This window comes from Methanosphaera cuniculi, from assembly GCF_003149675.1.
Lineage (GTDB): Archaea > Methanobacteriota > Methanobacteria > Methanobacteriales > Methanobacteriaceae > Methanosphaera > Methanosphaera cuniculi.
The window spans coordinates 1-25,023 of the sequence record NZ_LWMS01000001.1 but is presented as its reverse complement, the minus strand read 5'-3'; the positions used below and the strand labels follow the sequence as shown (position 1 = coordinate 25,023).

Annotated in this window: 24 protein-coding genes; 13 read left to right on the top strand and 11 right to left on the bottom strand. The window is 29.2% G+C overall.

Annotation, left to right across the window (positions count from 1 at the left end):
• Positions 1-24 precede the first annotated feature (24 nt).
• Complete coding sequence (gene tpiA / locus MSCUN_RS00120) at positions 25-696, bottom strand: triose-phosphate isomerase (protein ID WP_095608794.1); 672 nt, start codon at positions 694-696, stop codon at positions 25-27.
• A gap of 345 nt (positions 697-1,041) precedes the next feature.
• On the opposite strand from tpiA, the gene twy1 reads away from it, so the two are divergent.
• Positions 1,042-1,989, top strand: a complete 948-nt coding sequence (twy1, locus tag MSCUN_RS00115; protein ID WP_095608793.1) for a 4-demethylwyosine synthase TYW1 — start codon at positions 1,042-1,044, stop codon at positions 1,987-1,989.
• A 95-nt stretch (positions 1,990-2,084) separates the two neighbouring features.
• Entirely contained in the window at positions 2,085-3,044 is a 960-nt protein-coding gene (locus tag MSCUN_RS00110) for a DUF1002 domain-containing protein (RefSeq protein ID WP_095608792.1), read from the top strand.
• A gap of 273 nt (positions 3,045-3,317) precedes the next feature.
• On the opposite strand, the gene MSCUN_RS00105 is transcribed toward MSCUN_RS00110, so the two are convergent.
• The 4 genes from MSCUN_RS00105 to rnhB form a co-directional block, all read right to left on the bottom strand.
• A complete protein-coding gene (locus MSCUN_RS00105) occupies positions 3,318-3,944 on the bottom strand; it encodes an IMP cyclohydrolase (RefSeq protein WP_109582935.1) in 627 nt (208 codons plus the stop codon).
• Between the two features lie 80 nt (positions 3,945-4,024).
• Entirely contained in the window at positions 4,025-4,429 is a 405-nt protein-coding gene (locus tag MSCUN_RS00100) for an ExbD/TolR family protein (RefSeq protein WP_095608790.1), read from the bottom strand.
• Between the two features lie 30 nt (positions 4,430-4,459).
• The gene (locus MSCUN_RS00095; RefSeq protein ID WP_095608789.1) at positions 4,460-5,302 is read right to left on the bottom strand and encodes a MotA/TolQ/ExbB proton channel family protein; all 843 of its coding nucleotides are present in this window, start codon (positions 5,300-5,302) and stop codon (positions 4,460-4,462) included.
• A gap of 355 nt (positions 5,303-5,657) precedes the next feature.
• Positions 5,658-6,299, bottom strand: coding sequence for a ribonuclease HII (gene rnhB, locus MSCUN_RS00090; protein ID WP_095608788.1), 642 nt, complete (start codon positions 6,297-6,299; stop codon positions 5,658-5,660).
• 314 nt (positions 6,300-6,613) lie between these two features.
• On the opposite strand from rnhB, the gene pssA reads away from it, so the two are divergent.
• The 10 genes from pssA (at position 6,614) to MSCUN_RS00040 (ending at position 15,745) form a co-directional block, all read left to right on the top strand.
• Positions 6,614-7,360: a CDP-diacylglycerol--serine O-phosphatidyltransferase gene (gene pssA / locus MSCUN_RS00085; protein ID WP_095608787.1), complete on the top strand. Its 747-nt coding sequence runs from the start codon at positions 6,614-6,616 to the stop codon at positions 7,358-7,360.
• 187 nt (positions 7,361-7,547) lie between these two features.
• The gene (locus tag MSCUN_RS00080) at positions 7,548-8,693 is read left to right on the top strand and encodes a DUF515 domain-containing protein (protein WP_095608786.1); all 1,146 of its coding nucleotides are present in this window, start codon (positions 7,548-7,550) and stop codon (positions 8,691-8,693) included.
• 66 nt (positions 8,694-8,759) lie between these two features.
• Complete coding sequence (locus MSCUN_RS00075; protein ID WP_095608785.1) at positions 8,760-9,119, top strand: dihydroneopterin aldolase family protein; 360 nt, start codon at positions 8,760-8,762, stop codon at positions 9,117-9,119.
• A gap of 482 nt (positions 9,120-9,601) precedes the next feature.
• Entirely contained in the window at positions 9,602-9,799 is a 198-nt protein-coding gene (locus MSCUN_RS00070; protein WP_095608784.1) for a 4Fe-4S dicluster domain-containing protein, read from the top strand.
• A gap of 2 nt (positions 9,800-9,801) precedes the next feature.
• A complete protein-coding gene (locus tag MSCUN_RS00065; protein WP_180738350.1) occupies positions 9,802-10,929 on the top strand; it encodes a 2-oxoacid:acceptor oxidoreductase subunit alpha in 1,128 nt (375 codons plus the stop codon).
• A gap of 2 nt (positions 10,930-10,931) precedes the next feature.
• Positions 10,932-11,798: a 2-oxoacid:ferredoxin oxidoreductase subunit beta gene (locus tag MSCUN_RS00060; RefSeq protein WP_095608782.1), complete on the top strand. Its 867-nt coding sequence runs from the start codon at positions 10,932-10,934 to the stop codon at positions 11,796-11,798.
• 10 nt (positions 11,799-11,808) lie between these two features.
• Positions 11,809-12,366: a 2-oxoacid:ferredoxin oxidoreductase subunit gamma gene (locus MSCUN_RS00055; protein ID WP_095608781.1), complete on the top strand. Its 558-nt coding sequence runs from the start codon at positions 11,809-11,811 to the stop codon at positions 12,364-12,366.
• A 128-nt stretch (positions 12,367-12,494) separates the two neighbouring features.
• Entirely contained in the window at positions 12,495-13,607 is a 1,113-nt protein-coding gene (gene sucC / locus MSCUN_RS00050) for an ADP-forming succinate--CoA ligase subunit beta (RefSeq protein WP_095608780.1), read from the top strand.
• A 383-nt stretch (positions 13,608-13,990) separates the two neighbouring features.
• Entirely contained in the window at positions 13,991-14,908 is a 918-nt protein-coding gene (locus tag MSCUN_RS00045; RefSeq protein WP_095608779.1) for a dihydroorotate dehydrogenase, read from the top strand.
• Between the two features lie 21 nt (positions 14,909-14,929).
• Entirely contained in the window at positions 14,930-15,745 is an 816-nt protein-coding gene (locus MSCUN_RS00040; protein ID WP_095608778.1) for a dihydroorotate dehydrogenase electron transfer subunit, read from the top strand.
• Between the two features lie 103 nt (positions 15,746-15,848).
• Here the strand turns inward: MSCUN_RS00040 and hjc are convergent, their stop codons facing one another.
• The 6 genes from hjc to gatD form a co-directional block, all read right to left on the bottom strand.
• Positions 15,849-16,259, bottom strand: coding sequence for a Holliday junction resolvase Hjc (gene hjc / locus MSCUN_RS00035; protein WP_095608777.1), 411 nt, complete (start codon positions 16,257-16,259; stop codon positions 15,849-15,851).
• Positions 16,260-16,499: 240 nt separating this feature from the next.
• The gene (gene gdhA, locus MSCUN_RS00030) at positions 16,500-17,834 is read right to left on the bottom strand and encodes an NADP-specific glutamate dehydrogenase (RefSeq protein WP_095608776.1); all 1,335 of its coding nucleotides are present in this window, start codon (positions 17,832-17,834) and stop codon (positions 16,500-16,502) included.
• A gap of 367 nt (positions 17,835-18,201) precedes the next feature.
• Complete coding sequence (locus MSCUN_RS00025) at positions 18,202-19,326, bottom strand: AAA family ATPase (protein ID WP_394338957.1); 1,125 nt, start codon at positions 19,324-19,326, stop codon at positions 18,202-18,204.
• 110 nt (positions 19,327-19,436) lie between these two features.
• Positions 19,437-20,354, bottom strand: a complete 918-nt coding sequence (locus MSCUN_RS00020) for an NAD(P)/FAD-dependent oxidoreductase (RefSeq protein WP_095608774.1) — start codon at positions 20,352-20,354, stop codon at positions 19,437-19,439.
• 198 nt (positions 20,355-20,552) lie between these two features.
• Positions 20,553-22,463 (bottom strand): Glu-tRNA(Gln) amidotransferase subunit GatE, encoded by a 1,911-nt coding sequence (gene gatE, locus MSCUN_RS00015; protein ID WP_095608773.1) that lies wholly within the window; start codon positions 22,461-22,463, stop codon positions 20,553-20,555.
• Positions 22,464-22,481: 18 nt separating this feature from the next.
• Positions 22,482-23,798 carry a Glu-tRNA(Gln) amidotransferase subunit GatD gene (gatD, locus tag MSCUN_RS00010; protein WP_095608772.1) on the bottom strand — a complete coding sequence of 439 codons (1,317 nt, stop codon included), beginning with the start codon at positions 23,796-23,798 and terminating at the stop codon, positions 22,482-22,484.
• Positions 23,799-24,234: 436 nt separating this feature from the next.
• On the opposite strand from gatD, the gene MSCUN_RS00005 reads away from it, so the two are divergent.
• Positions 24,235-25,023 (top strand): hypothetical protein (locus MSCUN_RS00005; RefSeq protein WP_211305538.1); only part of this gene is annotated, 789 nt, incomplete at its 3' end.

Sequence of the window (25,023 nt, the reverse complement as noted above, 5' to 3'; positions counted from 1 at the left end):
ATTATATTTGTTGTTTATGTAATTTTAAATTTTACTTACAAGATCTTCAAGTACTGCTTTTGAATCTTCTGCTTTAACTACACCAGATGCTAAAAGTACACCTTCTGCACCAAGATCTAATGCTGCTTTTACATCATCACCATTTGTAATTCCAGCTCCACATAATACAGGGATGCTATCATTAATTTCATGTACTGCTGCAATTGTGTTTGATACAATTTCAGGTTCACATTGAGATACTGCATATCCTGATGCAATAAGTGCTGGTGGTTCAATTGCAATAAAATCAGGATTTAATGCTGCACATGCTGCACTTGTTCTAATATTATTTGAACAAAGAATACTTGTTAGATCATATTTTTTTGTAATTTCTATAATTTCATCAATTGCTGCTAATTTTAATGGTTTTTCTGAGTGATTAATTAATGTTCCATTAATTCCTGCTTCCATTAATGCTTCAGGTAAGTATAATCCTGTACTGTTTCCTGGTGAAATTGGGTCAATGTGTTGTGCATAAACTGGTATATTAACTACATCACGTATTGCTTTTAAATCTACTGCTTGTGGTGCAATAGCTATATCTACACCTGAAAGGTCATGTACTTCTTCTGCATGAATTGCTAATTGTTTTGCTTTTTCTCCGGATGATTCTGAGTATGTTTTAAAGTTAATTATGATTTTTGGTGAGTCTGCCATAAATATTACCTCTCTATATTTTTAGTCTGTTACTTTTTTCATTTTTTTGTTTGATTTCAAGTTAATTAACCAAGATATAAATAATATTATTTTTTTTCCACCTATCTTTTTATTAGGTTGGGGTTAATTTTTGACTAATTATAATATATAAACACATCTCTTATTAAAGTAACTACTAATTACTAATAAAAATCTAAATTTTTTCCATAATGGTTTATTTTTTAATACATATTTAATATAATAAAATATACATTTTAAAACATTTCTAAGAGATACAAACATTTTTTTAAATTTATAGAAAATAAAAAATTTAATAGAATATAAATAATAAATCTTAATATTAATATGTTAATTTCACAACAAAAACAAAAAGATTTAGAAAAAAAAGGTTACAGATTTGCAGGAAAAAATGTTCATGCTGGAAATAAGATATGTCACTGGACACGTAAAAGTATAGTAGATGAAGGAACATGCTATAAAGAACAATTCTATGGAATAAAAAGTCATAGATGTCTACAAATGTCACCATCAATACCATACTGTCAACATAAATGTCTATTTTGTTGGAGAGATACAGAAATAACAAAAGTATCATGGGATACAGATGATTATGATGATCCAAAAACAATAATTGAAGATTGTATAGAAAATCAGAAAAAATTACTTTGTGGATTTTTTGGAAATGAAAAAGCAAACCCACAAAAACTCAAAGAATGCGTAAAACCCAACAATGCAGCATTAAGTCTAGCAGGAGAACCACTACTATATCCTGAAATAAATCAACTAATAGATGAATTTCATAAACAAGACTTCACAACATTTCTTGTAACAAATGGAGAAAGTCCAGAAGATCTAAAAAAACTCGAAGAAAACGAACCAACACAACTTTATGTTTCACTTGATGCACCAAATAATGAAATATACCAAAAGGTATGTAAACCACAAATAGAAAATGGATGGGAAAAACTAAATGAAACTATCCAATTACTCTCAACATATGATACTCGAAAAGTACTAAGAATTACATCAGTAAAAGACTTAAATATGACAAATCCCGAAGAATATGCTAAAATAATAGATAAAGCTGATGTAGACTATGTGGAAATAAAAGCATACATGTATGTTGGAGATTCACGTGAAAGACTCAAATGGGAAAATATGCCAAAAACTGTTGATATTCAAAATTTTGCTACAGAAGTTGCCAAAAACTGTGGAATGGAAATAATTGATGAAGTAGAAAAAAGTCGAGTACTACTTCTTGGAGATAAAAAACCAAAAAAATATAATAATTAAACCAAACCATAATCAATACTTAATAAAGTAAAAATTATATTTTATTAAAAAAAAAAATAATAACCTAAAATTTTTTGGGAGGCATAAGATTAATTATGTGGGGCAAAATAGCAGGAATACTAATAATAATATTCATACTATTCGGACTATTTGTACCAATAAATACAACAGACATAACAGGCACAAATACATCCACACAAAATGCACAAGTTGCAATAACATATGGAGAAACAACAAATAACAACCAAAACTATAAAGACATGGTAGATCAATACTTCATGGATCATTCAGATGTAAACTTAGATGATGCAAAAACCACAATAATAACAGCAAATGAAGTAAATCAAATATCACAGGGAATATCTAATCGAACATACAACGAAAATCAAATACTCTCATGTGCATTAGTAGATCTATCAACAAATAATGATCTAAAAGTAGATGTTGATAAATCCAAAATAACACTTGTAACAGAAAATATGTATAAATCAGCACTAAACTCATCAGGAATAACTCAAGGATATGTGGTTGTAACATCACCAACAACAGCAACAGGAGAATCAGCACTAGCAGGAGTAATGCAATCATATGAAAAAGCAACAGGAAAACAAATACCAGACTCACTAAAAGATGCAGCAAACAAGGAAATCTACACAGAAAGTCAAGTAGTAAATGATTCAAATGCAACAGCAGATCAAGTAGCAGATGTAGTATCACAAGCAAAACAACAAGCAGAAGAACAAAATACAACAGATAAAACCGTAATAAACAATATTATCACAAACATAACACAAAATAACAATATAAACATAAATAACAACAGTATAAATGAATTAGCAGACAGTGTTGCAACAAGCCAATCACTAAAAGATGAAGCAACAAACTATCAATCACAAATATCAGATTATGTAAATACAAATGATGCACAAACACTCTTTGAACAAATATATAACTATATAACATCACTATTTAACTTCAATACAGATAATAGTAATAGTGATAGTGGTAGTGAAAGTAATTTAACAAATAATATAACAGAAAATTCTACAACATAAAACAAAAAGTAGATAACTAATTCACCACCTACCATTTTTTTTAACATTACTTTTTTTTTAAACAAAATACTAATAAAATATACTAAATATTGAACACCAAAAATAAAAATCCCGGGAAAACTAGTTTTTGAAATAAACAATGTATAAAAAAATAATTATTAAAAATATGAAAAAATATAATTTTTTATTTCTAAGAAAAAAGTAGTGATATTAAAAATCTAGTTTAAAAAAAAGAAGGGAGATGAAGTTAATAATATTTTTACTTTTTAAATATTATTCTTTAGTATTTTTATATGCAACTGTCCACATTCCATCTTGTGCAAATGCTGCACATGAGGTTACAGGATGTGTAAATTCTTTAAATACTCCTTGATCAAATATGTAATTAGTTGCATCTACAGCATTACTTACATCATATTCTACTTCACGTGGTGTATCATGCTCATATACTGATATGTAAAATGCTTCTCCAGGATTTACTTTTTTAACTTCCATTCCATTTACTGTGATAATTCCAATATATCCTACTCCATCTGCTCTCATTACACCTGCAATTCTTGGAGTATTGTAATCATCTTTTTCATAGTCCATTGCAAGGAGTGATAATGCTAATGCATCACGCATGTTCATTCCTTCACGTATTTTTCCAGCTATGATATCTGTATGTGATCCATTTGTTACTACACATACATCATTTATTATGTCAATACAGTTGTAGCTTATGTATATGTTTTTGTATATATCTTCTTCTGATCCTTCTGTTGGTACAATTGCTATTTTATCTTCATTTAATATTGATTTACGATTTGGAAATGATCTGCTTGATACACGATATGATGCATATACTCCATCATCATTACTTCCTACTGATACAATTCGTCCTAAATATTCTTCTGCCATTATTTTCAGGTCTCCTTTTTTTTATTAATTTTTTTTATTTTGGGGTGGTTATGTTATTTGTTTTTCATATGATTTATTTTTCATGTATTTGGTGGTTTTACTGCTATATCTTGTAGCTCTGGTGGCGATTGTATTATTATTGTTCCTGTTGATGCATCCATCTCAATTTTTCCTTCATCCATTACCCTAGTATGGACTGCTATTGCTCCTCCTCGTATATCTTGTGAATAGTCTACTCCATTTACTGTTACTTTATGTAGTCCATTTAGTGGTAATAGGTAGTAGTCAGATGTTCCACTTGCAGCTGTTGGCTTGGCTGATACTTGATCTTGCGTGTAGTTATCTGGTACATCTAGTGATGTTTGACTTAGCATTACTAGTAGAAATATCATTATTGTGAATATTACATCAAGAAGAGGTACAAGATTTATTTTTGGAGTTTGTTGTTCCACTCGATCTTTAAATCTTTTAGTGTCAATACTCATTTTAAATCAATTCCTCCTAATTTTTTAGTTTTATTGTTTTAGTTTTGATTCTACAATTCGGTTTGATGTATCTGAATTTTCACGTATTATTGTTTTTATTCCTTTTTCAAGCATGTTTGGTTTTATGTTTAATTGTAAGTTTGCTCGTCCATCATCAATTTGACGTACTTGTATTATTCCAGGTGAATCTTGTAGTGCTTGTATTACTACATCTTCATCTTTTTCTACCCAGATTTTTATTTCAGCACGACTCCAGTTTGACATTTTCTTTGCTATTTCTATGCTATCAAGTTGTGCTTCTATTCTTGTTTTGATATAACTATAAAGTGGTATTAGTATAATTGCTATTGCAAGTCCAAAGATTGTTGTAATAATTGAAATGTATATCCCATTTGCCATTAGGGTCATATCTCCATTTATTCCTAATTCCTTAAATGTATACCACATTCCAAGAACTGTTCCAATAAGTCCGATTAGTGGAGCAATTTCGATTATTGTTTGTATTGTAGATAATCCTTTCATCATCTTACTCATTTCTACAATAAACACTTGTTCCATATTATCTTCTACTTCGGTTTTTCCTCGATATCCTATTTTTAGTGCTTCTGATATAATACGTGAGATTGGTGTTTTATATTTTCCTATTGCACGTATTGCTTCTAGTGTTCCTCCATGTGCCATTGAATCATTTACTATTATCATGAGTTCTGATAGGTCTATTACTGAGGCTTTTCGTAGATATAATATTTTTTCTATTGAAACAAATAGTCCATATAATCCTATTACTGTAAGGATATATACGATGATTCCACCACTTTGAAACATGCTTATGAAATCATTTATTGTAGAAGTAAATAGTGTTACTATATCCATTTATTTCTTAACTCCTAAAATTATTTGATTTTATATTCTATGTGAAAAAAAGAGGGTTATTTATTTTTATATTATTTTTTTTATTTTTCACATCTTTTTGAAAAAATATCTTAATTTTAATGCATTTATCTTAAAATTTTTAATTATAATTGTTTTCTCAATTGTTATATGTTTTATATATATGGAACTATTTTTTATAATAAATTTATCATTATTATATCAAAAAATTTTATATGTATATTCAAGAGTTATTGTATTTTTTTTAAAAATAAAAATAAAGAAAAAGTGTGTAATTTGAAAATATTAAAAAAAGGAAGGTAGAGTAAATAAAAAAAAAGTTAGTTTATATATTCTTTTATTGATTTTTTTCATTTTCAATGTTTTCAATTGTAGTCCATGTTTTTCGTACAAAATCAGGATATTCCCCATTTTCTATTGTTTTTAGGTAGTTTATTGTGGTTTGATCACTTGGATATCCTGAACCTAATCGTCCATATTCTTGTCTTATTATTTCAACTTCTCGATCACGAGTGGTTTTTGCAATGATTGATGCTGCTGATACTATATCATATGTTTCATCAGCTTTATGTTCTGTTATTACTTGCATGTTTGGATCTATTTGTTGGATTAAGTCATGGAATCTTGTTTCATTTACATCAATACAATCTATACAGCATAAGTCTGGTTTGTGTGTTTTTATTAGATCAAACATTGCATTGGTTTCTATTTGATTTAAGTTTGTTCCATTTAGTCTTTGTTGGTCTATTTGTTGTGCTGTTATTATTCTTGTATCAAATTGTGCTATTTTTTTTATTTTCCTGGAGACTATTTTTCTTTTGTTGTTTGTGAGTTTTTTTGAGTCATTTACTCCTATTCTTTTTAGAAATCTTAGTTTATCTCGGGGCATTATGACACATCCCATTACTAGTGGTCCTATTACAGATCCTCGTCCTGCTTCATCTATTCCTAGTACTGTTGATTTATCTTCTATTATCATTTTGTATCATGAGTCTCCCTTTTTTTTGGTTTAATTTTTTTTATTTGTTGTTTGTTATTTTTGTGTTTTATTAGTAATATTTTATTTTATGTTTTTTAATTATTATTTTTTTTATAAAACTATAAATAATATAATATACAATGTTTAATTATTTAATGTTTATTTTATGAATTAGTATAAATAAATATATTTAAGAATAAATAAAAGAAATAAAAATTCATCTAAAAAAAAGATTTATCTATAAAAACCATATCATATAATATATTATTAGAAGAATAAAAAAAAAATCAAATTTTAGTGGAGCTTAACTTAAAATGGAAACTAATATATTAAAAATGATAACCATAGCAGATATTGCATCCATAGCAAATGCTATATGTGGACTACTTGCAATATTTTTAATACTAAATGGTAACAATATAGCTTCCGCACAACTACTACTACTTGCCGTAGTATTTGACTGTATTGATGGAACATTAGCTCGTAAATTTAATACACACTCCATTGGATCATTTGGTGAAACAATAGATTCACTAGCAGATATGATATCATTTGGTGTAGCACCAGCAATAATATTATATATGATATCAAATTCATACTGGATAATAATACCATCAATCATCATAGTAGTTTGTGGACTATTAAGACTAACACGATATAATACAATAATAGAATATCAAGATGAACCAACAAAAACATTCCTAGGTCTACCAATACCAGTAACATCAACACTACTAGCAGCACTAATACTTGCAGGAATAACAAACATCTACATACCAATAATACTCTTAATGATAGTATCAATACTAATGGTATCAGAAGTAAAATATCCAAAAGTAAAAAACAAAAAAATAATAACAATTGCAGCAATAGTCATAATATTATGTATCATACCACATATAAATGGAATATTATACCTAGTACCTTCATATTTACTAATAATAGGAGTACTTATATACATCTTTGCAATACTTTTTGGAAACTTTGAATCAACACAACTAAATGAAAAAAGACAACCAACAACAAGACAAAAAAGACCATCATTATACAAAGATGAATAATAAAAGTAGTAGTAAAAATAAAAAAAATATATAAAATTCACCACCTTTTAATTTCTTTTTTAACTTTATTCTTTTTTTTATACACAATTTATCTAAAAAATAAATACAATACACCATATTTTATAATCCCCACACACATATTACATCCTTTAAAAAAAAGTAATATAATTCAAAAAAAAATTATCTGATGAAATCTGATAAAATAAAAAATAAAATACAAAAATCACTAAATGAACTAAGAAAATATCTAGAAACTGATGATAATAACAAACCATCACTACATAAAAAACATAATTTCAATACATTTAAAAAAGATACTAATGATGAAAAAGAAGAACTTATAACAGGAATTGTAGTTGTAGCAGTAATACTTATCATACTATTTTCAACATGCTACTATTTTTTAGTATTTTCACCCCAAATGCAACAATTACAAGAACATAAAACTGAAAAAACAAATCAACTAAATTCAATATTTAAAGATGACCTTGCAAATGAAGCAACACGCCAAGCACTACAATCAAGAATAGATTCAGCCTCAAATATTGAGGAAGTTGAACAAATAGATGTCGAATCAGCAGCATATCCTGTGATTAAAAACAAGTTATTAACAGAAATTGAGGAAATGAAAGATAAATATAAACGAGTAGATGTAGTCATAAATAATGCATCAACAATAATGAGCTTAGATAATGCAACTAAATTTATTGAAACAGCACCAATTGATGAACTTGCAAATACTGAAATTAGAAAGGTAGATACAGTAATTGTACCTGTTACAATTAATAGAAAACAAGCAGCAAGTGGGCTAATATCTGAAAATGACATAGTAGATATCTACACAACACAAAGTATGATGAAAACAGAGACTAATGAAAATACAACAACAAATGATACAAATACAACAGAAGATAATACAACAACAGTAGATGAAAACAACAATACTACAACAAAAATAGCAGGAGGATCACAGGTAATATCAATTCTAAGATCCAAAGATGCAGGAGAAATAGATTCAAATTATGAAGTTAACAAAAATAATACAAATAATACAACAAAATCAGAAGATATAAATGTTAACATAGAAGAAGTTCTTAAAAGTAAATCTGCTGGAGTATATGATGAAAAAGAGTATAATTTACTACTTGAAAAGTATGGGATGAGACTTGCAAATTATGAACGAACATCAAATATTGGAGATCTTGAATGTCAATATATAATAATGCTTGAAGTACCAAGAGATAGTGTTGATATGATTTTATCAAATATGGATAATATTATACTTACAATACCAACATATAATGCTCCTGACTGGGTTAAAATAAAACAATGAAAAAATAGATCTAATTTCCTAAATATATAATATATTAAAAAAAAATTGAAAGGTGGAATTAAAATTATGTCTATGGATGATTATTTTACAAATCTTAATGATCGTGAACGTGCAATATTTGAAGGAGCTGTAAGTATGGGAGCTTTATATCACCAGTTTGTAGGAACACCTGTTAATATGGATACAAAAAAATCCCTTGAAGATGCTATTAAAAGCAGTATCAAACTTCAACCTGCTGTTGTAGATGTATGTGTTAATTTGGATGAAAAACTAATAGCTGATGCTACTAAAAGATCTTCATACACATCTGTTACAGGAGACATGTTTAATGTTGAAATTACAACCAAGATAAATGATACAAGTATTATAACATGTATTAAATATATTGAAGATCTTGATTATCCATTAATGTTTGTAAAAGAATAACAAACAACAACAATTTAACTAAAAATCTATTATAGATAATTCATAAAAACTATTTTTTTTAACTTCATCCCCCACTCTTTTTTCTTTAATATTCCTAGTTTTTAAATTAAGAGTTTGTTGGATATCATTTATTTTATTTTCTAATAATTTTTTAATACTTCTTATTTAGTAAAACTAATTTTAAATGTATTTTAAATAATATAACTTACAAATATAACAATCATAATATGAAAGTTTTTTAGAATAAATAAAAAATTGTAGTATATAAAAAGAAATCATACAAAAAAAAAGAACATTTTTTTAAAAATCGTATTTTTTTTACTACATGAAAAAAAAATACACCACTATACAATCATTTACTATGAAAAAAAAATAATTATACAAAAAAACTCAGAAAAGCTAAAAGAAATCTTTTTAAAATAAAATGTTAAAACTTTCAAATTTAAAAAATTACAAAAAAAATATAAGAAAAGGTAATAAACATGATATACTTAGATGACGAACTATGTAAAGGATGCTATATCTGTATTGACATATGTCCTATGCATGTATATTCAAAATCAGACAAATACAACCTCAGAGGAGTATGTATTCCTCTATATGATACTGAAAAATGCATAAAATGCAGACTATGCACACTAATGTGTCCAGACCAAGTAATAACAATAGAGGATGATTAATTATGCCAGAAGAAAAATTCATACAAGGAAACGAAGCATGTGCACTAGGAGCACTAGCAGCAGGATGCAGATTCTTCGCAGGATACCCAATAACCCCATCAACAGAAATTGCAGAAATAATGTCAATAGAACTTCCAAAAGTAGGCGGACACTTTGTACAAATGGAAGATGAAATATCAGCAGCAGGAGCAATAGTAGGTGCAGCATGGGGAGGACAAAAAGTAGTAACAGCAACCTCAGGACCTGGATTTTCACTCATGCAAGAAAACATAGGCTACGCAGCAATGACAGAAACACCTATTGTAATTATTGACATGCAAAGAGGAGGACCATCCACAGGACAACCAACACACACATCACAAGGAGATATGATGCAAGCACGTTGGGGATCACATGGTGATTATGAAACAATAACACTTACACCATCATCAGTACAAGAATGTTTTGATTTTACAATAAAAGCATTTAATCTAGCTGAAATATACAGATGTCCTGTATTTATAATGGCAGATGAAATTGTAGGACATATGAGAGAAAAAATCATAATACCTGATGAAATAGAAATAGTACCACGACAAATGCCACAAAAAACCGAAGGAACATATCTCCCATATGATGCACCAGAAAATGGAACAACACCAATGCCATCATTTATGCAAGGATATGACATACATGTAACAGGACTTACACATGATATTCGTGGATACCCAAGTACAGATGATCCACTAGTACACACAGAACTTGTAACTAGAATATGTGATAAAGTACTAGAAAATCGTAATGAAATTGCAGATATTGAATATGATTTCCTAGATGATGCTGAAATTGTTATAATAGCATATGGAATACCAGCAAGATCAGCAATAACAGCAGCAAAACAAGCACGAGAAAAAGGACTTAAAGTAGGATATATTAAACTTAACGTAGTATGGCCTTTCCCTATTGAAACTATAGAAAAACTCGTAGGTAATGCTAAGAAAATCATAGTACCAGAGTTAAACCTTGGAGAAGTAGTACTAGAAGTAGACCGTGTACTTGGTAAAAATGCAAAAGTAGAACTACTACCAAAAATAGGTGGAGGATTGCACACCCCATCTGAAATACTTGAAAAAATAATGGAGGATGAATAAATATGAAACCAACAAAACACCCATCCCGGTTTATGAAATACCTACGTGAAGAAAGACTTCCACACATCTTCTGTCCAGGATGTGGACATGGAATAGCATTAAATACAATATTTAATGGAATAGAATTATCAAATAAAGACTTTGATAATATAAGTATGGTTTCAGGAATAGGATGTTCATCAAGAATACCAGGATATGTAAAATGTGACTCACTTCACACAACACACGGACGTGCATTAGCATTTGCAACAGGACTAAAAGTAGCAAATCCACACCAAGATATTGTTGTTGTAACAGGAGATGGAGATGCAACATCAATTGGAGGAAATCACCTAATACATGCTGCACGACGTAACATAGACTTAACAGTTGTATGTATAAACAATGATATTTATGGTATGACAGGAGGACAAGCAAGTCCAACAAGTCCAACAGGAAGTTTTGGAACAACAGCACCTTATGGAGTAACAGACAGACCATTTAACATAGCAGAAGTAGCAAAAGCAGCAGGAGCAACATATGTTGCAAAATACACAACAAACCAACCTGTACAAATATCAAATGCAATAAAAGATGGACTTGAAAACAAAGGATTTTCATTCATAGAAATAGTAGCACAATGCCCAACATACTATGGACGAAAAAATAAGATCCGAACACCAGTTGAAATGCTACACTGGCTTAAAGAAAACACAGTAACAATACAACAAGCAGAAGAAATGTCAGATGAAGCACTAGAAGGTAAAATCATAACAGGAGTATATGTAAATAAACCAAGAAAAGAATTCGTCGAAGCTATGGAAGATGTAATGCGAGAAAGATTTGATGTTAACCCTGATGATAACATAAACAAAGCATACCAAAAATAGGTGATTTAAGATGAGAAAAGATATACGAGTAGCAGGATTTGGTGGACAAGGAATCCTAATGGAAGGAATTATAATAGCAAAAGCAGCATCATTATATGATCACATCTACGCTGTACAAACTCAATCATATGGACCTGAAGCACGTGGAGGAGCATCAAGAACAGAAGTTGTAATAAGTGATGAAAAAATAGACTATCCAAAAATAGAACATCCAGAAATATTTGTAGTAATGTCACATGAAGCAATGTTAAAATACATAACAGACATCAAAGAAGGAGCAATACTTATTGTAGATCCTGACATGGTACAAGAAGAAGACATACAAGATATAATCGAAGAAAAACATCTTAAATACTACAAATCACGAGCAACACAAACAGCAGATCAGAAAATTGGAAAAAAAATAGTAGCAAACATAATAATGCTAGGATCATTCGTAAAAGCAACAGATGCAATAACAGTAGATGCTGCAAAACAAGCAATACTTGATAGTGTACCAAAAGGTACTGAAGAATTAAACCTAAAAGCATTCGAAGAAGGAATGAATATTCTTGAAAAAGTAAACTAGTAACAATCCAATAAATAAAAAAATATAGGATAGATGAAAAACATATATACTAATTATAATAATCTAAAAGAATAAAAGAAATATATAATAATAATAATAAAAAATTTACGAAATTCGGTGTAAAGAATATGAATATACATGAATATGTAGCAAAGAACATCTTTAGAAAGATGGGAATAAGAGTACCAGAAAGCTTACTTGCAAACACACCAGAAGAAGCTTATGAAAAAACAGAAATTATAGGAAAACCAGTAGCAGTAAAATCACAAGTACTAACAGGTGGACGTGGAAAATCAGGAGGAATCCTATTTGCAGACACACCTGCAGAAGCAGAAGAAAGAACAGCAGAACTACTACAACTAAAAATAAAAGGCGAAAAAGTATCCAAAGTTTTAATTGAAGAAAAAATTGAAGATAAAGCAGATGAATACTATCTATCTGTAATTCTAGATCGTGATGCTCGAAAACCTTTAATCATGGCAAGTATGGCTGGTGGAATGGACATAGAACAAGTAGCTAAAGAAACACCAGAAAAAATAGTAAAACAATACATAGATCCTATAAAAACATTCATGCCATATGAAGCACGTAATATTGCATTACAAATGGGTGTAGATACAAGTGAAATAGCAAAAGTAGGAGATATGATCTGGAAATTATACCATACATTTAATGAATACGATGCAACAGTAGCAGAAATCAATCCACTCATAAAAAGAGATGATGGAACATTCATAGCAGCTGATGCTAAGATGGCTATAGATGATGATGCAAGATTTAGACATACAAAAATCAAGGAATTTGATGAATTTAAAGATGATAAATTTGCATACGTAAAACTAGATGGAGACATAGCAGTAATTGGAAATGGTGCAGGATTAACACTAACTGCAATGGATCTTATTAAGTATTATGGTGAAGAACCTGCAACATTCTTAGATGTTGGAGGAGGAGCATCAGAAGAAATAATTAGAGAAGCAATAAGTCTTGTACTTAAAAATCCAAATGTAAAAGTAATATTCCTAAATGTACTAGGTGGAATAACCAGAGCTGATGATGTAGCAAATGCTGTTGTAAAAATAATGAAAGAAACAGATACAGATATACCAATTGTAATCAGATTAACTGGTACAAATGAAGAAGAAGGACAAAGAATTCTAAAAGAAAACAACATACCATTTGAAACATCAATGGAAAAATCAGCACAAAAAGCAGTGGAATTACTACATCAACAAGAATAGAATTATTTATTTTTAATCTATTCTAATTTTTATTTTTTTTATCATCTTCTCTTTTTTTATAAAATTATCTTACTTTTTAATAGAAATATTTTTTTTATATTTTTTTATATAATACATACATAAGATAGAATTATTTTTTAGTAAATTTTTAGTATATGTTATATTATTTTTATTATATCTTTGATAATTTAATATGAATTAAATGTAACTTCTTTTTTTATTTGTCATATTTTTTATTTTATTAGATGTGTTAATTTAGATGTTCTAGTACTTTTTTTCTAAATATTTTTGTATTATTAAAAATAGAAATAATTTTATAGTAAAAAAAAAATTCATTTTTAGGATTAAAAAAATTTTTTTTATAAAAAGGAGTATTAAATGTTATGTTAGAAAATGAAGTTATGGGAATGAAAGTTGAAAATCCACTATTTCTTGCTGCAGGTATTCTTGGAACAACCGCAAGTTCAATGAGAATGGTTGTAAAAAATGGTGCTGGTGGAATTGTAACTAAATCATTTTCAATAGAAGCAAATGATGGATATGAAAATCCTACAATTGTTAAAATTGAAGGTGGTGTAATAAATTCTGTGGGACTTGCTAGTCCTGGAGTTGAAGCAAAACGAGAAGAACTAAAAGAACTTACACCAATACGAAGTAAAACACCTGTTGTTGCTTCAATATATGGTAATACAGCAGATGTATTTATTGATGTTGCAAAAAAGACACAAGATTATGTTGATGCATTTGAACTTAATGTTTCATGTCCTCATGCTAAGTGTGGTTATGGATCAAATATTGGAGAAGATCCAGATTTAACATATGAAATTGTTAAAAGCGTTAAAGATGAAATAGATAATGTTCCAATAATTGTAAAATTAACACCAAATGTAACTGATATAACAGAAATTGCAGTTGCATCACAAAAAGCTAAAGCTGATGGATTAACACTTATTAACAGTGTAGGACCAGGACTTAGAATTGACTATAAAACAGGAAGACCTATACTTAATAATAAATTTGGTGGAATAGCAGGTCCAATGATTAAGCCAATAGCTCTAAAATGTGTATATCAGACATATGAAAAAGTAGATATTCCAATAATGGGAGTTGGAGGAATAAAAACATATAAAGATGCATTAGAATTCCTATATGCAGGAGCAAGTCTTCTTCAAATTGGAACTTCAATAATGTATGATGGACCTGGTATATTTAAAACAATAACTGATGATCTTAAAAACTTCTTAGTTGAAAATGAATATGATAGTATAAAAGATATAATCGGATTATCACACAGAATATAAAAGAGGAGATGTGAATTAGCTATGTTAAGTAATGTATATGATGATGAAGTACCAGAAGTAGTTACAATTACCGAAACAATTACCGAAACACCAACTGTTAAAACATTCATATTTCCATGGAAAATAACAGATGATATAAAACCAGGACAATTTGTTATGGTATGGGACTTTAAAAATGAAAAACCAATGACAATATCAGTAATTGATAAACAAAAAAATCAGATGGGAATAACAGTAAGAAAAGCAGGACCATTTACAGATAATCTATATGAAAATATAGATGTAGGAGATCAAATAGCAATACGTGGTCCATATGGAAATGGATATGATCTTAAAGGATACAATAAAATACTAGCTGTAGGTGGAGGATCAGGAACAGCATCAATAGCATCACTATCTGACTTTTATGATAATGTAAATTTAATATCAGCTGCAAGTTGTGAGGATGAACTTGTATTTACACAAAGATTTAAAGATAAAAATGAGGAAGTATATATCTGTACAGATGATGGATCATGTGGATTTAAAGGATTTAGTACACAACTTGCTGAGGAATTACTAAAAGAAGATGATGAATATGATATTATTATAGGTTGTGGTCCTGAAATAATGACATATAAACTCTATGAACTAGCATTAAAATATGATATAGATTGTCAGTTTGCTCTTGATCGATACATGAAATGTGGAATTGGAATATGTGGACAATGCTGTATGGATGAAACAGGAGAACGTGTATGTGTAGAAGGACCTGTGTTTAATAAACAACAACTTTCACATCTAACTGAATTTGGAAAATATCGTCGTGATGCATCAGGAAGTATTGTTAAATTTTAAATCAAAAAAAATAGTATAAAAGATAATATTCTTATCTTTTTAAGATGGATGGTTAAAAAATCTTATTTTTATATAAAGGAGTTTTTTTTACTCCTACTTTTTTTTATAGTAGTTTTGTTTGTGTACTTACTTCTATTACTTCATCAAAGTCTAATCCTTTTGAAAATGCTAAGTCAAGATTTACTCTGTAGTTCTTATTTCGAGTAATATGTAAATCTTCTAGTTTTATGAATCTCCATGGTTTTCTTATGAATTTTGCTCCTATGTATGGTTTTGCATTAAATATTTCTGAAAATTTTATTAGATTTTCTATTTTTTCATTATCTATATAGATATGTTCTAATCTTGAGGATTTAACTTCTATTGCAAGATATAAGTTTCCATTTCCTGCTAGTACATCAGGTAGTGGTCTTTTAGTTGCTCCTCCACTTGCTGGTGCTCGCATTGCTGCAAATCCTGCATCCCATAGTTTATTTACAAGTTCTCTTTCTTCTTTTGATCCTTGTTTACTCATATATAATCTATATCCCTATATGTTATTGTATAATAGTATTTTATGTTATTTTTATATGAAATATTTAATTATTAAATTTTATAGAAAAAAAAGTTTTTATCAAAAAATTGTTGGTGGTTAAGTGATGATTATTTAAGAAAAAAGAAGTTTGGAAAGAATAAACTTTCCACCTTTTTTTTCATATTATATGTCTGAGCTTTTTGGTTCGTTCTTTATTTTTTTTGTCTTATATTGATAGTCTTATACTATTCCTTGTGCTTGCATTGCATCTGCTACTTTTTCAAATCCTGCTACGTTAGCACCAAGTACGTAGTCTGTACCTGCTTCGTATTTTTTACATGTAGTTTCGATTTGTTCGAAGATGTTTTTCATGATGTTTTGTAGTCTTGTATCTACTTCTTCAAATGTCCATTGTAGTCTTTCTGAGTTTTGGCTCATTTCAAGTGCTGATACTGCTACTCCACCAGCGTTTGCTGCTTTTGCAGGACCGAAGAGTACTCCTTTTTCTTGGAGGTATTTTGTTGCATCGAGTGTTGTTGGCATGTTTGCTCCTTCTGCAACTGCTAAGGTGTTGTTTTTAACGAGTGTTTTTGCATCATCTAAGTTAAGTTCGTTTTGTGTTGCACATGGTAATGCTACATCTGCTTCAATTTCCCATACTCCACGACCTTCGTGGTATTCTGCAGATTCACGTACTGCTGCATAGTCGCTCATTCTTCCTCTTTTTACTTCTTTGATTTCTTTAAGTAATGCTACGTCAATTCCATTTGGATCGTATACCCATCCGGTTGAGTCTGATGCTGTTACAGGTAGTGCTCCAAGTTGTGTTGCTTTTTCAATTGCATAGATTGCTACGTTACCTGATCCTGATACTGTTACTCTTTTACCTTCGAATGATTCTCCGTTTGCTTTGAGCATTTCTTGTGCGAAGTATAGTAATCCGTATCCGGTTGCTTCTGTTCTTGCGAGTGATCCACCGAAGGATAATCCTTTACCTGTTAATACTCCTTCATAGAGTTTGGTTAATCTTTTGTATTGTCCGAATAAGTATCCGATTTCACGGCCACCTACTCCGATATCTCCTGCAGGTACATCTTTGAATTGTCCGATGTGTCTGTATAGTTCGTTCATGAAACTTTGACAGAATGCCATTACTTCACGGTCTGATTTTCCTTTAGGATCAAAGTTTGATCCTCCTTTTCCTCCACCGATTGGTAGTCCTGTAAGTGAGTTTTTGAAGATTTGTTCGAATCCTAAGAATTTTATGATTCCTATATTTACTGATGGGTGGAAACGAAGTCCGCCTTTGTAAGGTCCAATTGCACTGTTAAATTCTACACGGTATCCTGTGTTTACTTGTACTTGTCCGTTGTCATCTACCCATGGAACTCTAAATTTGATTTGTCTTTCTGGGTTTGCTAATCTTTCAAGTAGTGCATCTTCTCTGTATTGTTTTTCATTTGCTTCTACTGCTACTTCTATTGATCTGTATACTTCATTTAATGTTTGGTGAAATTCAGCTTCACCTGGGTTTTCTTTTGTAATTTTATCAATTACTTCTTCAACATAAGACATTGTTTAATTTCTCCCTTTTGTTTTTTATATTTCAAATTGTTTTTTTTATTTAACTATATTTTGTAGATTTGTTATAATTTCTCCCTTTTTTTGGAAATTATAAATGTTTTCCACTTGATTTTTTTCAATCAACTAGTTTATCAGAAACATACTTCCGTATTAAGTAGGAATAGTATTTCCGCTAAATAATAATTTATACTATCTACTATATATACTTTTCTTAAAGTTAAGGCAAACCTAAAAAGAATTAAAACAAACTTAAATAAAAATTATAAAAATCTTGAAAAAAAATAACTTGTAACTTACTTAACAAAAAAAAGATATAAAAAAAAGAAAAAAAGAAAAAATTTAAAATTACTCATATATTTTATGTAAACATGGTATCTGATGTAATTTTAACCTCTTTATGACATTCAATAAGAGCATAATTAATATCATCATCACTAATAAAGTCCTTATCCTCACTAATAGCCCGGTGAAGAGCAGTTTTAAGAATCTTCTCTTTAATATCCCGACCTGATAACTTATTAGTCTTTAAAACCACATTCTCAAGATCAAACCTACAATCAAGAGGAAGTGTTTTCATATAATTTAAGAATATTTCACGACGCTCATCAACATCAGGAAGAGTAAATTCAATCTCTTCTTCAAATCTACTACGAACTGCATAATCAAGCATCTCAGGATTATTAGTAGCACAAATTGTTATAACACTCTCATTATCCTCAATACCACCCATCTCAGTTAAAAGAGCATTAACAATCTCTGTAACATCACCACGAAGTGACTGATACTTACGTTCAAGAGCAATTGCATCTATCTCATCTATGAAAATTACACAAGGTTTCGTCTTTCGTGCTTGTTTATAAAGTTCATGAATCTGATTTGCACCATCACCAACATGATCACCAATTAAAAGAGTAGCTTTAATCATCATAATAGGAACATCAAGTTCATTAGCTAAAGCTTGAGCAAGCATAGTTTTACCAGTACCAGGAAGTCCATAAAATAGAATATTCTTAGGAGCCCATCCTTTAAACTTCTGAGGATCTTTTAAGTATCTTGTAATAATACGTGTTTTACTTTTAGCTTTCTTTTGACCTACAATATCATCAATTTTATATTTACGATTAACAGATGCAGTTTTTAATTTATTTTCAGTTGGAAGTACAAGAAATGATGTGTTATTTGTAATAATAGAATTATCAGGACGAACCTCAACTATACGAAATGCAAAATCAGGTAATATTTTCTGATCAAATATGTACTGATGTTTATGTATACGATAGCCATTCCACTGTTCTTTTGCATATATTTCAAATAACTCTTTGTTTGTAACTTTAATATCTGGTGATTCAATAAAAGTACTTTCAATAGGATAACCTACAGCTTCAAGTACTACAAGTTTGGCTTCTACTCTATCTTTGTTAAGTTCTTGTCTTATCTGATTTTCATTTAAATATCTGCTATCCATTCTATTATTATTCATCAAAAAAATAAACCTCCTATGAAAAGTTATTTATTTATTAACAACATACCCCCTCTTTTTAATATAATACTAAAAAAAAGATGAGTATAAGTTTTTTATTATTTTATGTTTTTTTATGTAATTATATCTTTATCAATTGTACTAACAGCAATAGCACCTTGAGCTTCTGATACAATAATTTGTTTTATTCCACCTGTAATATCACCTACAGCAAAGATTCCATCAATATTGGTTTTCATATGCTCATCAACAATTACATATCCTTGTTCATTACATTTTACACCACATTGTTTTGCAAGTTCATTATGTGGAACATATCCAATAGCAACAAAGATACCATTAACATCTATAGTAGTTTCTTCATGTGTTTTATTATTATAAAGAGTAACTGATTCTATAGAGTTTTCACCATTAATACGTTTAACTTCACAATTCCAGTATACCTTAATACCAGCTTCTTTAATATCTTCTTTAAGTTTTCCATCACACCTGAGTGAATCACGTCTGTGAACAATACTACATTTAACACCTACACGGTTAAGATATAATGCTTCTGTTGCAGCAGAATTTCCACCACCAACAATGATAACTTCCCGTCCAATAAAGAAAGTACCATCACAAACAGCACAATATGAAAGACCACGTCCAATATAATTATCAGAATCTTCATCTGAATCATCAATTTCAAGTTTACGATACTCAGTACCTGTAGCAAGAATTACAAATTTACTTTTAAGTACTTCTTCACCTGTATCAACACTAAAAGTTGAATCACCATTATCATGAATATCAAGAACCATAGTATGTTCCTTAATTTCTGCATATTGTCTTGCTTGTTCTGTGATAAGTTTCATAAGTTCAATACCAGTAATCTTATCAACACCAGGATAATTTTCAATAAGAGGTGCTACATTAACAGTTCCACCACTTTGAGCTTTATCAATAACTAATGCATTAAGACCAGCACGTCCAGCATAAATAGCAGCTGTAAGACCAGCAGGACCTGCACCAATAATAATTATATCATACATTCTAATCTAACTCCTATTACCTTTATTTAAATTCTATTTTATATTCTTATTTGATTTTAATATTCTAACATATGTAACTAATATATAAATATAATTAATCAAATTTAACCAAAAAAAAGAGAGGGAGATTACTCTAAATTAACAAAAAAAAATAGTAAATAAAAAAAAATATGGGGATGGATAAAAGTTTTTTTTATTTTAGTTCATATTTTTCATAATTGCATCTTTAATTAGATTACTTACCATTTGTCCATCTGCTTTTCCCTGGAATTTTGCCATAGCTTTTCCCATGAGAGGACTCATTGCACCCATTTTTCTTTGTTGAATCATTTCTATATTTTCATTAATTATTTCATCAATTGCTTCTTTGATAACGTTTTCATCAAGTTTTTTGAGATTATTACGTTTTACAGATTCCATTGGTGTAATATCATTACATGCATCTTTTATTACAACTTCAGTTTCAGCTGCTGGTATTATGTCATCTTCTACTAGTTTAAAGATTTCAACAAGTAGACTAGTTGTAAGTTTAGATGTATCATAGTTATCACGTTTTAAATCTTTTATTGTGTATACTATGTCTGATGCTATTTTTACACTATCCATATTAGGTAGTTGTTCTTTAATTTCTTCAAATAAATCTGCTTGGTTTCTATGTACAAGTTGTGATGCTAGATCTTCACTTAGATTGTATTGTTTTTGTATTCTTTCTTGTTTTATGTATGGAAGTTCTGGTAGATTTGCTGCAATTTCAACTACGTGTTGTTTGTCAATTATTACTGTTGGTATATCAGTTTCTACATACATACGACTTGCTGTTGGTAGTGGTCTTAGATATTCTGTATTTCCATTATCTAGTGCTTTACGTGTTTGTTCAGGTACACCTATTATTGCTTGTTGTGCTCGTTTTATTACTTCTTGTAGTGCATTGTATGCTTTTTGTTCTTCTCCAGCTACAAGTATGAATGCATCATTTCCAGTAATGTCAAGTTTTTCATTTATTGTATCTACTTCTTGTTGTGTTACACCATATGCTGGTAGTTCATCTGTGTGGAATAATCCATTTACTCCCATTTTCTTTCCATGTTCTGAAAATTCTGTACCAAGACGTTTTCCTGGTTGAATTTCTCGTCCTATTAGTCCTTTAAATCCTCTGAGTTTTATTGCTAGTACTGCTGTTGGTTTTACTTCATTTGTTGGTGATTGTATAATTGATTGAATTACTTTAGATTCTGTATCTTTTAGTAGGTCTGTTATGTCATGTATTGTTGTTTCAACAGATGCATCACGATCTTGAAGAATACGACTTATATCAATTAAATTTAGTTGACGTTCTACTTCATTTTCTACCATTGTAGGCATTAAATCAAGATCTTGTACTCCTTTTATTTCAACTCTTGCTCCTTCTTTAATTGATATGTTAAGATCTTGTCTTATTGTTCCAAGTCCTCTTTTTACTTTAGTACTTCTTAGAATTTGTCCAAGTTGATATGCTACTTGTTGTACTTGTAGAGGATTGTGCATATCAGGTGATGTTGTAATTTCAGCTAATGGTATTCCAAGACGATCTAATCTAAATACTACCATTCCATCTTCTTCACCTATACGACGTGCTGCATCTTCTTCAAGTCCTAGTGTTTCTATTGTTACATTTCCATACTCTGTTTCTACATATCCATCTGTTGCAAGTATTCCTGTTCTTTGAAATCCACTTGTGTTACTTCCATCTATTACTTGTTTTCTCATTGTATGAAATTCGTCAACAACTTTCATATTCATAAGTGATGCAAGTATTATTGATATATCTACAGCTTCCATATTTAGTGGATGTGGTGGTTCTTCATCTGCTTCAACTAAACATGTATGATGTGTGTATGCCTGGTATAAAAATTGTAGATTTCTCTGGGATTCTTCATAAGCTGCTCTGTCTATTTCACCAAGTTCACTTTGTGTAGGTCTTAATCGACGATATAGTGTTATTTCAGGATCTTTATCTGTTAAGCTATTTGGGCATCTGCAAAATAGTTTGGTTTGACTATCTAGTTGTTGGTGTATTTCTAGTCCCATTTTTAAGCCTAGTTTTTCATAATCAAATTTATCTTCAGCCATTCTATATTTTCCCCCATCTTATTGTTTTATGAAGTATTGTTGGGATAGTGTTTTATCCATTTCACCTTTTAGGTTTGTTTGCATTATACTTCTTATTTCATCTATGTTATCTGATTGTCCTGCTGCCCATAATAGTTTGGTATATGCTGTTTCTGGAATCATATCACCTACTGGTATTACATTTTCTTGAAGTAAGCGACGTCCACTACTATATACATTAAGATTAGTTCTTCCATATAGACACTGACTTGTTATTACAACTGGTATGTTTTCATCTTTTGCACGTGTTATTGCATTAAACATATTATCAGGACAATGTCCAAGTCCTGTTCCTTCAAGTACTATTCCATCATATCCTTTATCAACATACATATTTATAAGCTCATCAGTTACTCCAGGATACATTTTAACTAATGCTACTTTATCAGCAAGATTATTATTTAGCATTAATGGAAGTTCTCCACGTTTATTATATTTAACTTGTGGATCATTGATTTTTACATCATTATTTTCTACATATGCTATTGGATCCATATTGATACTTTTAAATGTGTCACGACGTGATGTATGCATTTTACGTGCACGGTTTCCACGATTTAAACTACAATAAGTATCATCTTCTGTTGAATGCATACATATTAATACTTCAGCTATATCTGATTTTGATGCTACTATTGATGATGTAAGATTCATAAATGCATCTGATGATGGTCTATCAGAACTTCTCTGAGCACCAGTAATTACAACAGGTACAGGTGTATCAAGCATGAAACTTAATGCTGATGCTGTGTAGTGCATTGTATCGGTTCCATGTGCTATTACCACTCCATCTGCACCATCATTTATCTCATTATATACTTCTTCTGCTGTTTGCATCCAAAGTTGTGGTGTCATATTTTCTGATAATATGTTAAATATTGCTTTTGCATTTATATTTGCATAATCAACAAGTTCTGGTGTTGCACGTAATAAGTCATCTGCTGTAAATGCAGGGTGTACTGCTCCTGTTTTATAATCAATTACACTTGCAACAGTACCACCAGTTGATAGAATTGTTACATTATCTTTTTCATCTGACAGTTGTCTGTCAACTGGGTCTAATTCAATGTGTGGCTTGTTATGTTCTTCTATTTTTTCAACTTTTGCACCATTAATATCTACTCCAACATTATATCCACTATCCATCTTTATGATAATGGTATTTTCATTTGAGTAGTCTGGTTTTTCAAGTAGCATACCAGTGTATGATATGTCCTCTTTTTCTAGACGTATTATGTCACCAACTGTAATATTTGATGCATCTAGAAACTCTTTAAGATGTCTTTCATATACCATTAGGTTCATATCCTCCATTAAAATTAAATTTTTAAGTTATAAAAGTTTAAAATAATTTTTTTCATCTTAACATTTTTTTTCCATGCAAAAAAAAATTTGATAATATATTATTTTTTTTATACTAAAAAAAAGTTTTAAACTAATTATCTATAATATTTCTTTTTTTATTCTAAAATCTAGTATTATATTAGTAATTTCTTAGTTTTATTTTCTTTGTATATAAAAAAAGAAGTTTTTTCATAATATACTCATTATAGAAAATCATTTTTATAAAGTCAAATTATTAAAGTAATTCTGATTTTAATTTAATTTTTAAGAATAGTAGTATATAACATTAAATACATACTATTAGTTATTACGATTAATTATTACATTTAAATAATGTAAAAACAATCAATTAAAAAAAAGAAAACCAATAAAGGAGTGAAAAGAAACGTTGAATAAATATAAATTTATTATCATCATATTTATGATACTACTATCTATTTCAACTATTTCTGCAACAAATTTGGATAATAATCATACATCTACAAATGAAAAAAGTATAACTAATACTAATTCTAATCCAGATTTACAAAATAGTAATGATTTTCCAAATTTCAACAAAATAGATTATCAAACAGATAATAATCATGAAAAAACATATGATAATGAAATATCTGATAATGAAATATCTGATAATGAAATATCTGATAATGAAATATCTGATAATGAAATATCTGATAATGAAATATCTGATAATGAAATATCTGATAATGAAACATCATATGATGGTGAAATATCTGATAATAATGATAGTTCGTCATTAAAAGCACCATCTTCTAATTCTAATATAACTTATTCTTATAATGGAATATTAGTCTGTGCAAATAATACAAATAATTTTATTAAAGAAAATCACTATATTCCAGCAGTTGTTAAAATAGATAATAAAAACGTTACGATAAATGATTATCTTCATTTACTATGTAAAAGTCTTGATAGTACAACATCACAATCAATTAATACAACAAAATATGTGATGAGTACAACAGGAACAAATTGTCATAATATGAAAATAAGTAAAAAAGATTATCTATCTTTAGCAAATTCAATAGCAAAATGTTATAATATAAATCTACGTAATCCACTAAAAATATCAATATACAACAATACTCTTTCATTTGATGATGCAGTATACTTCTTCACAAAAATAATATCATGGAAATATACACATAATGGAGCA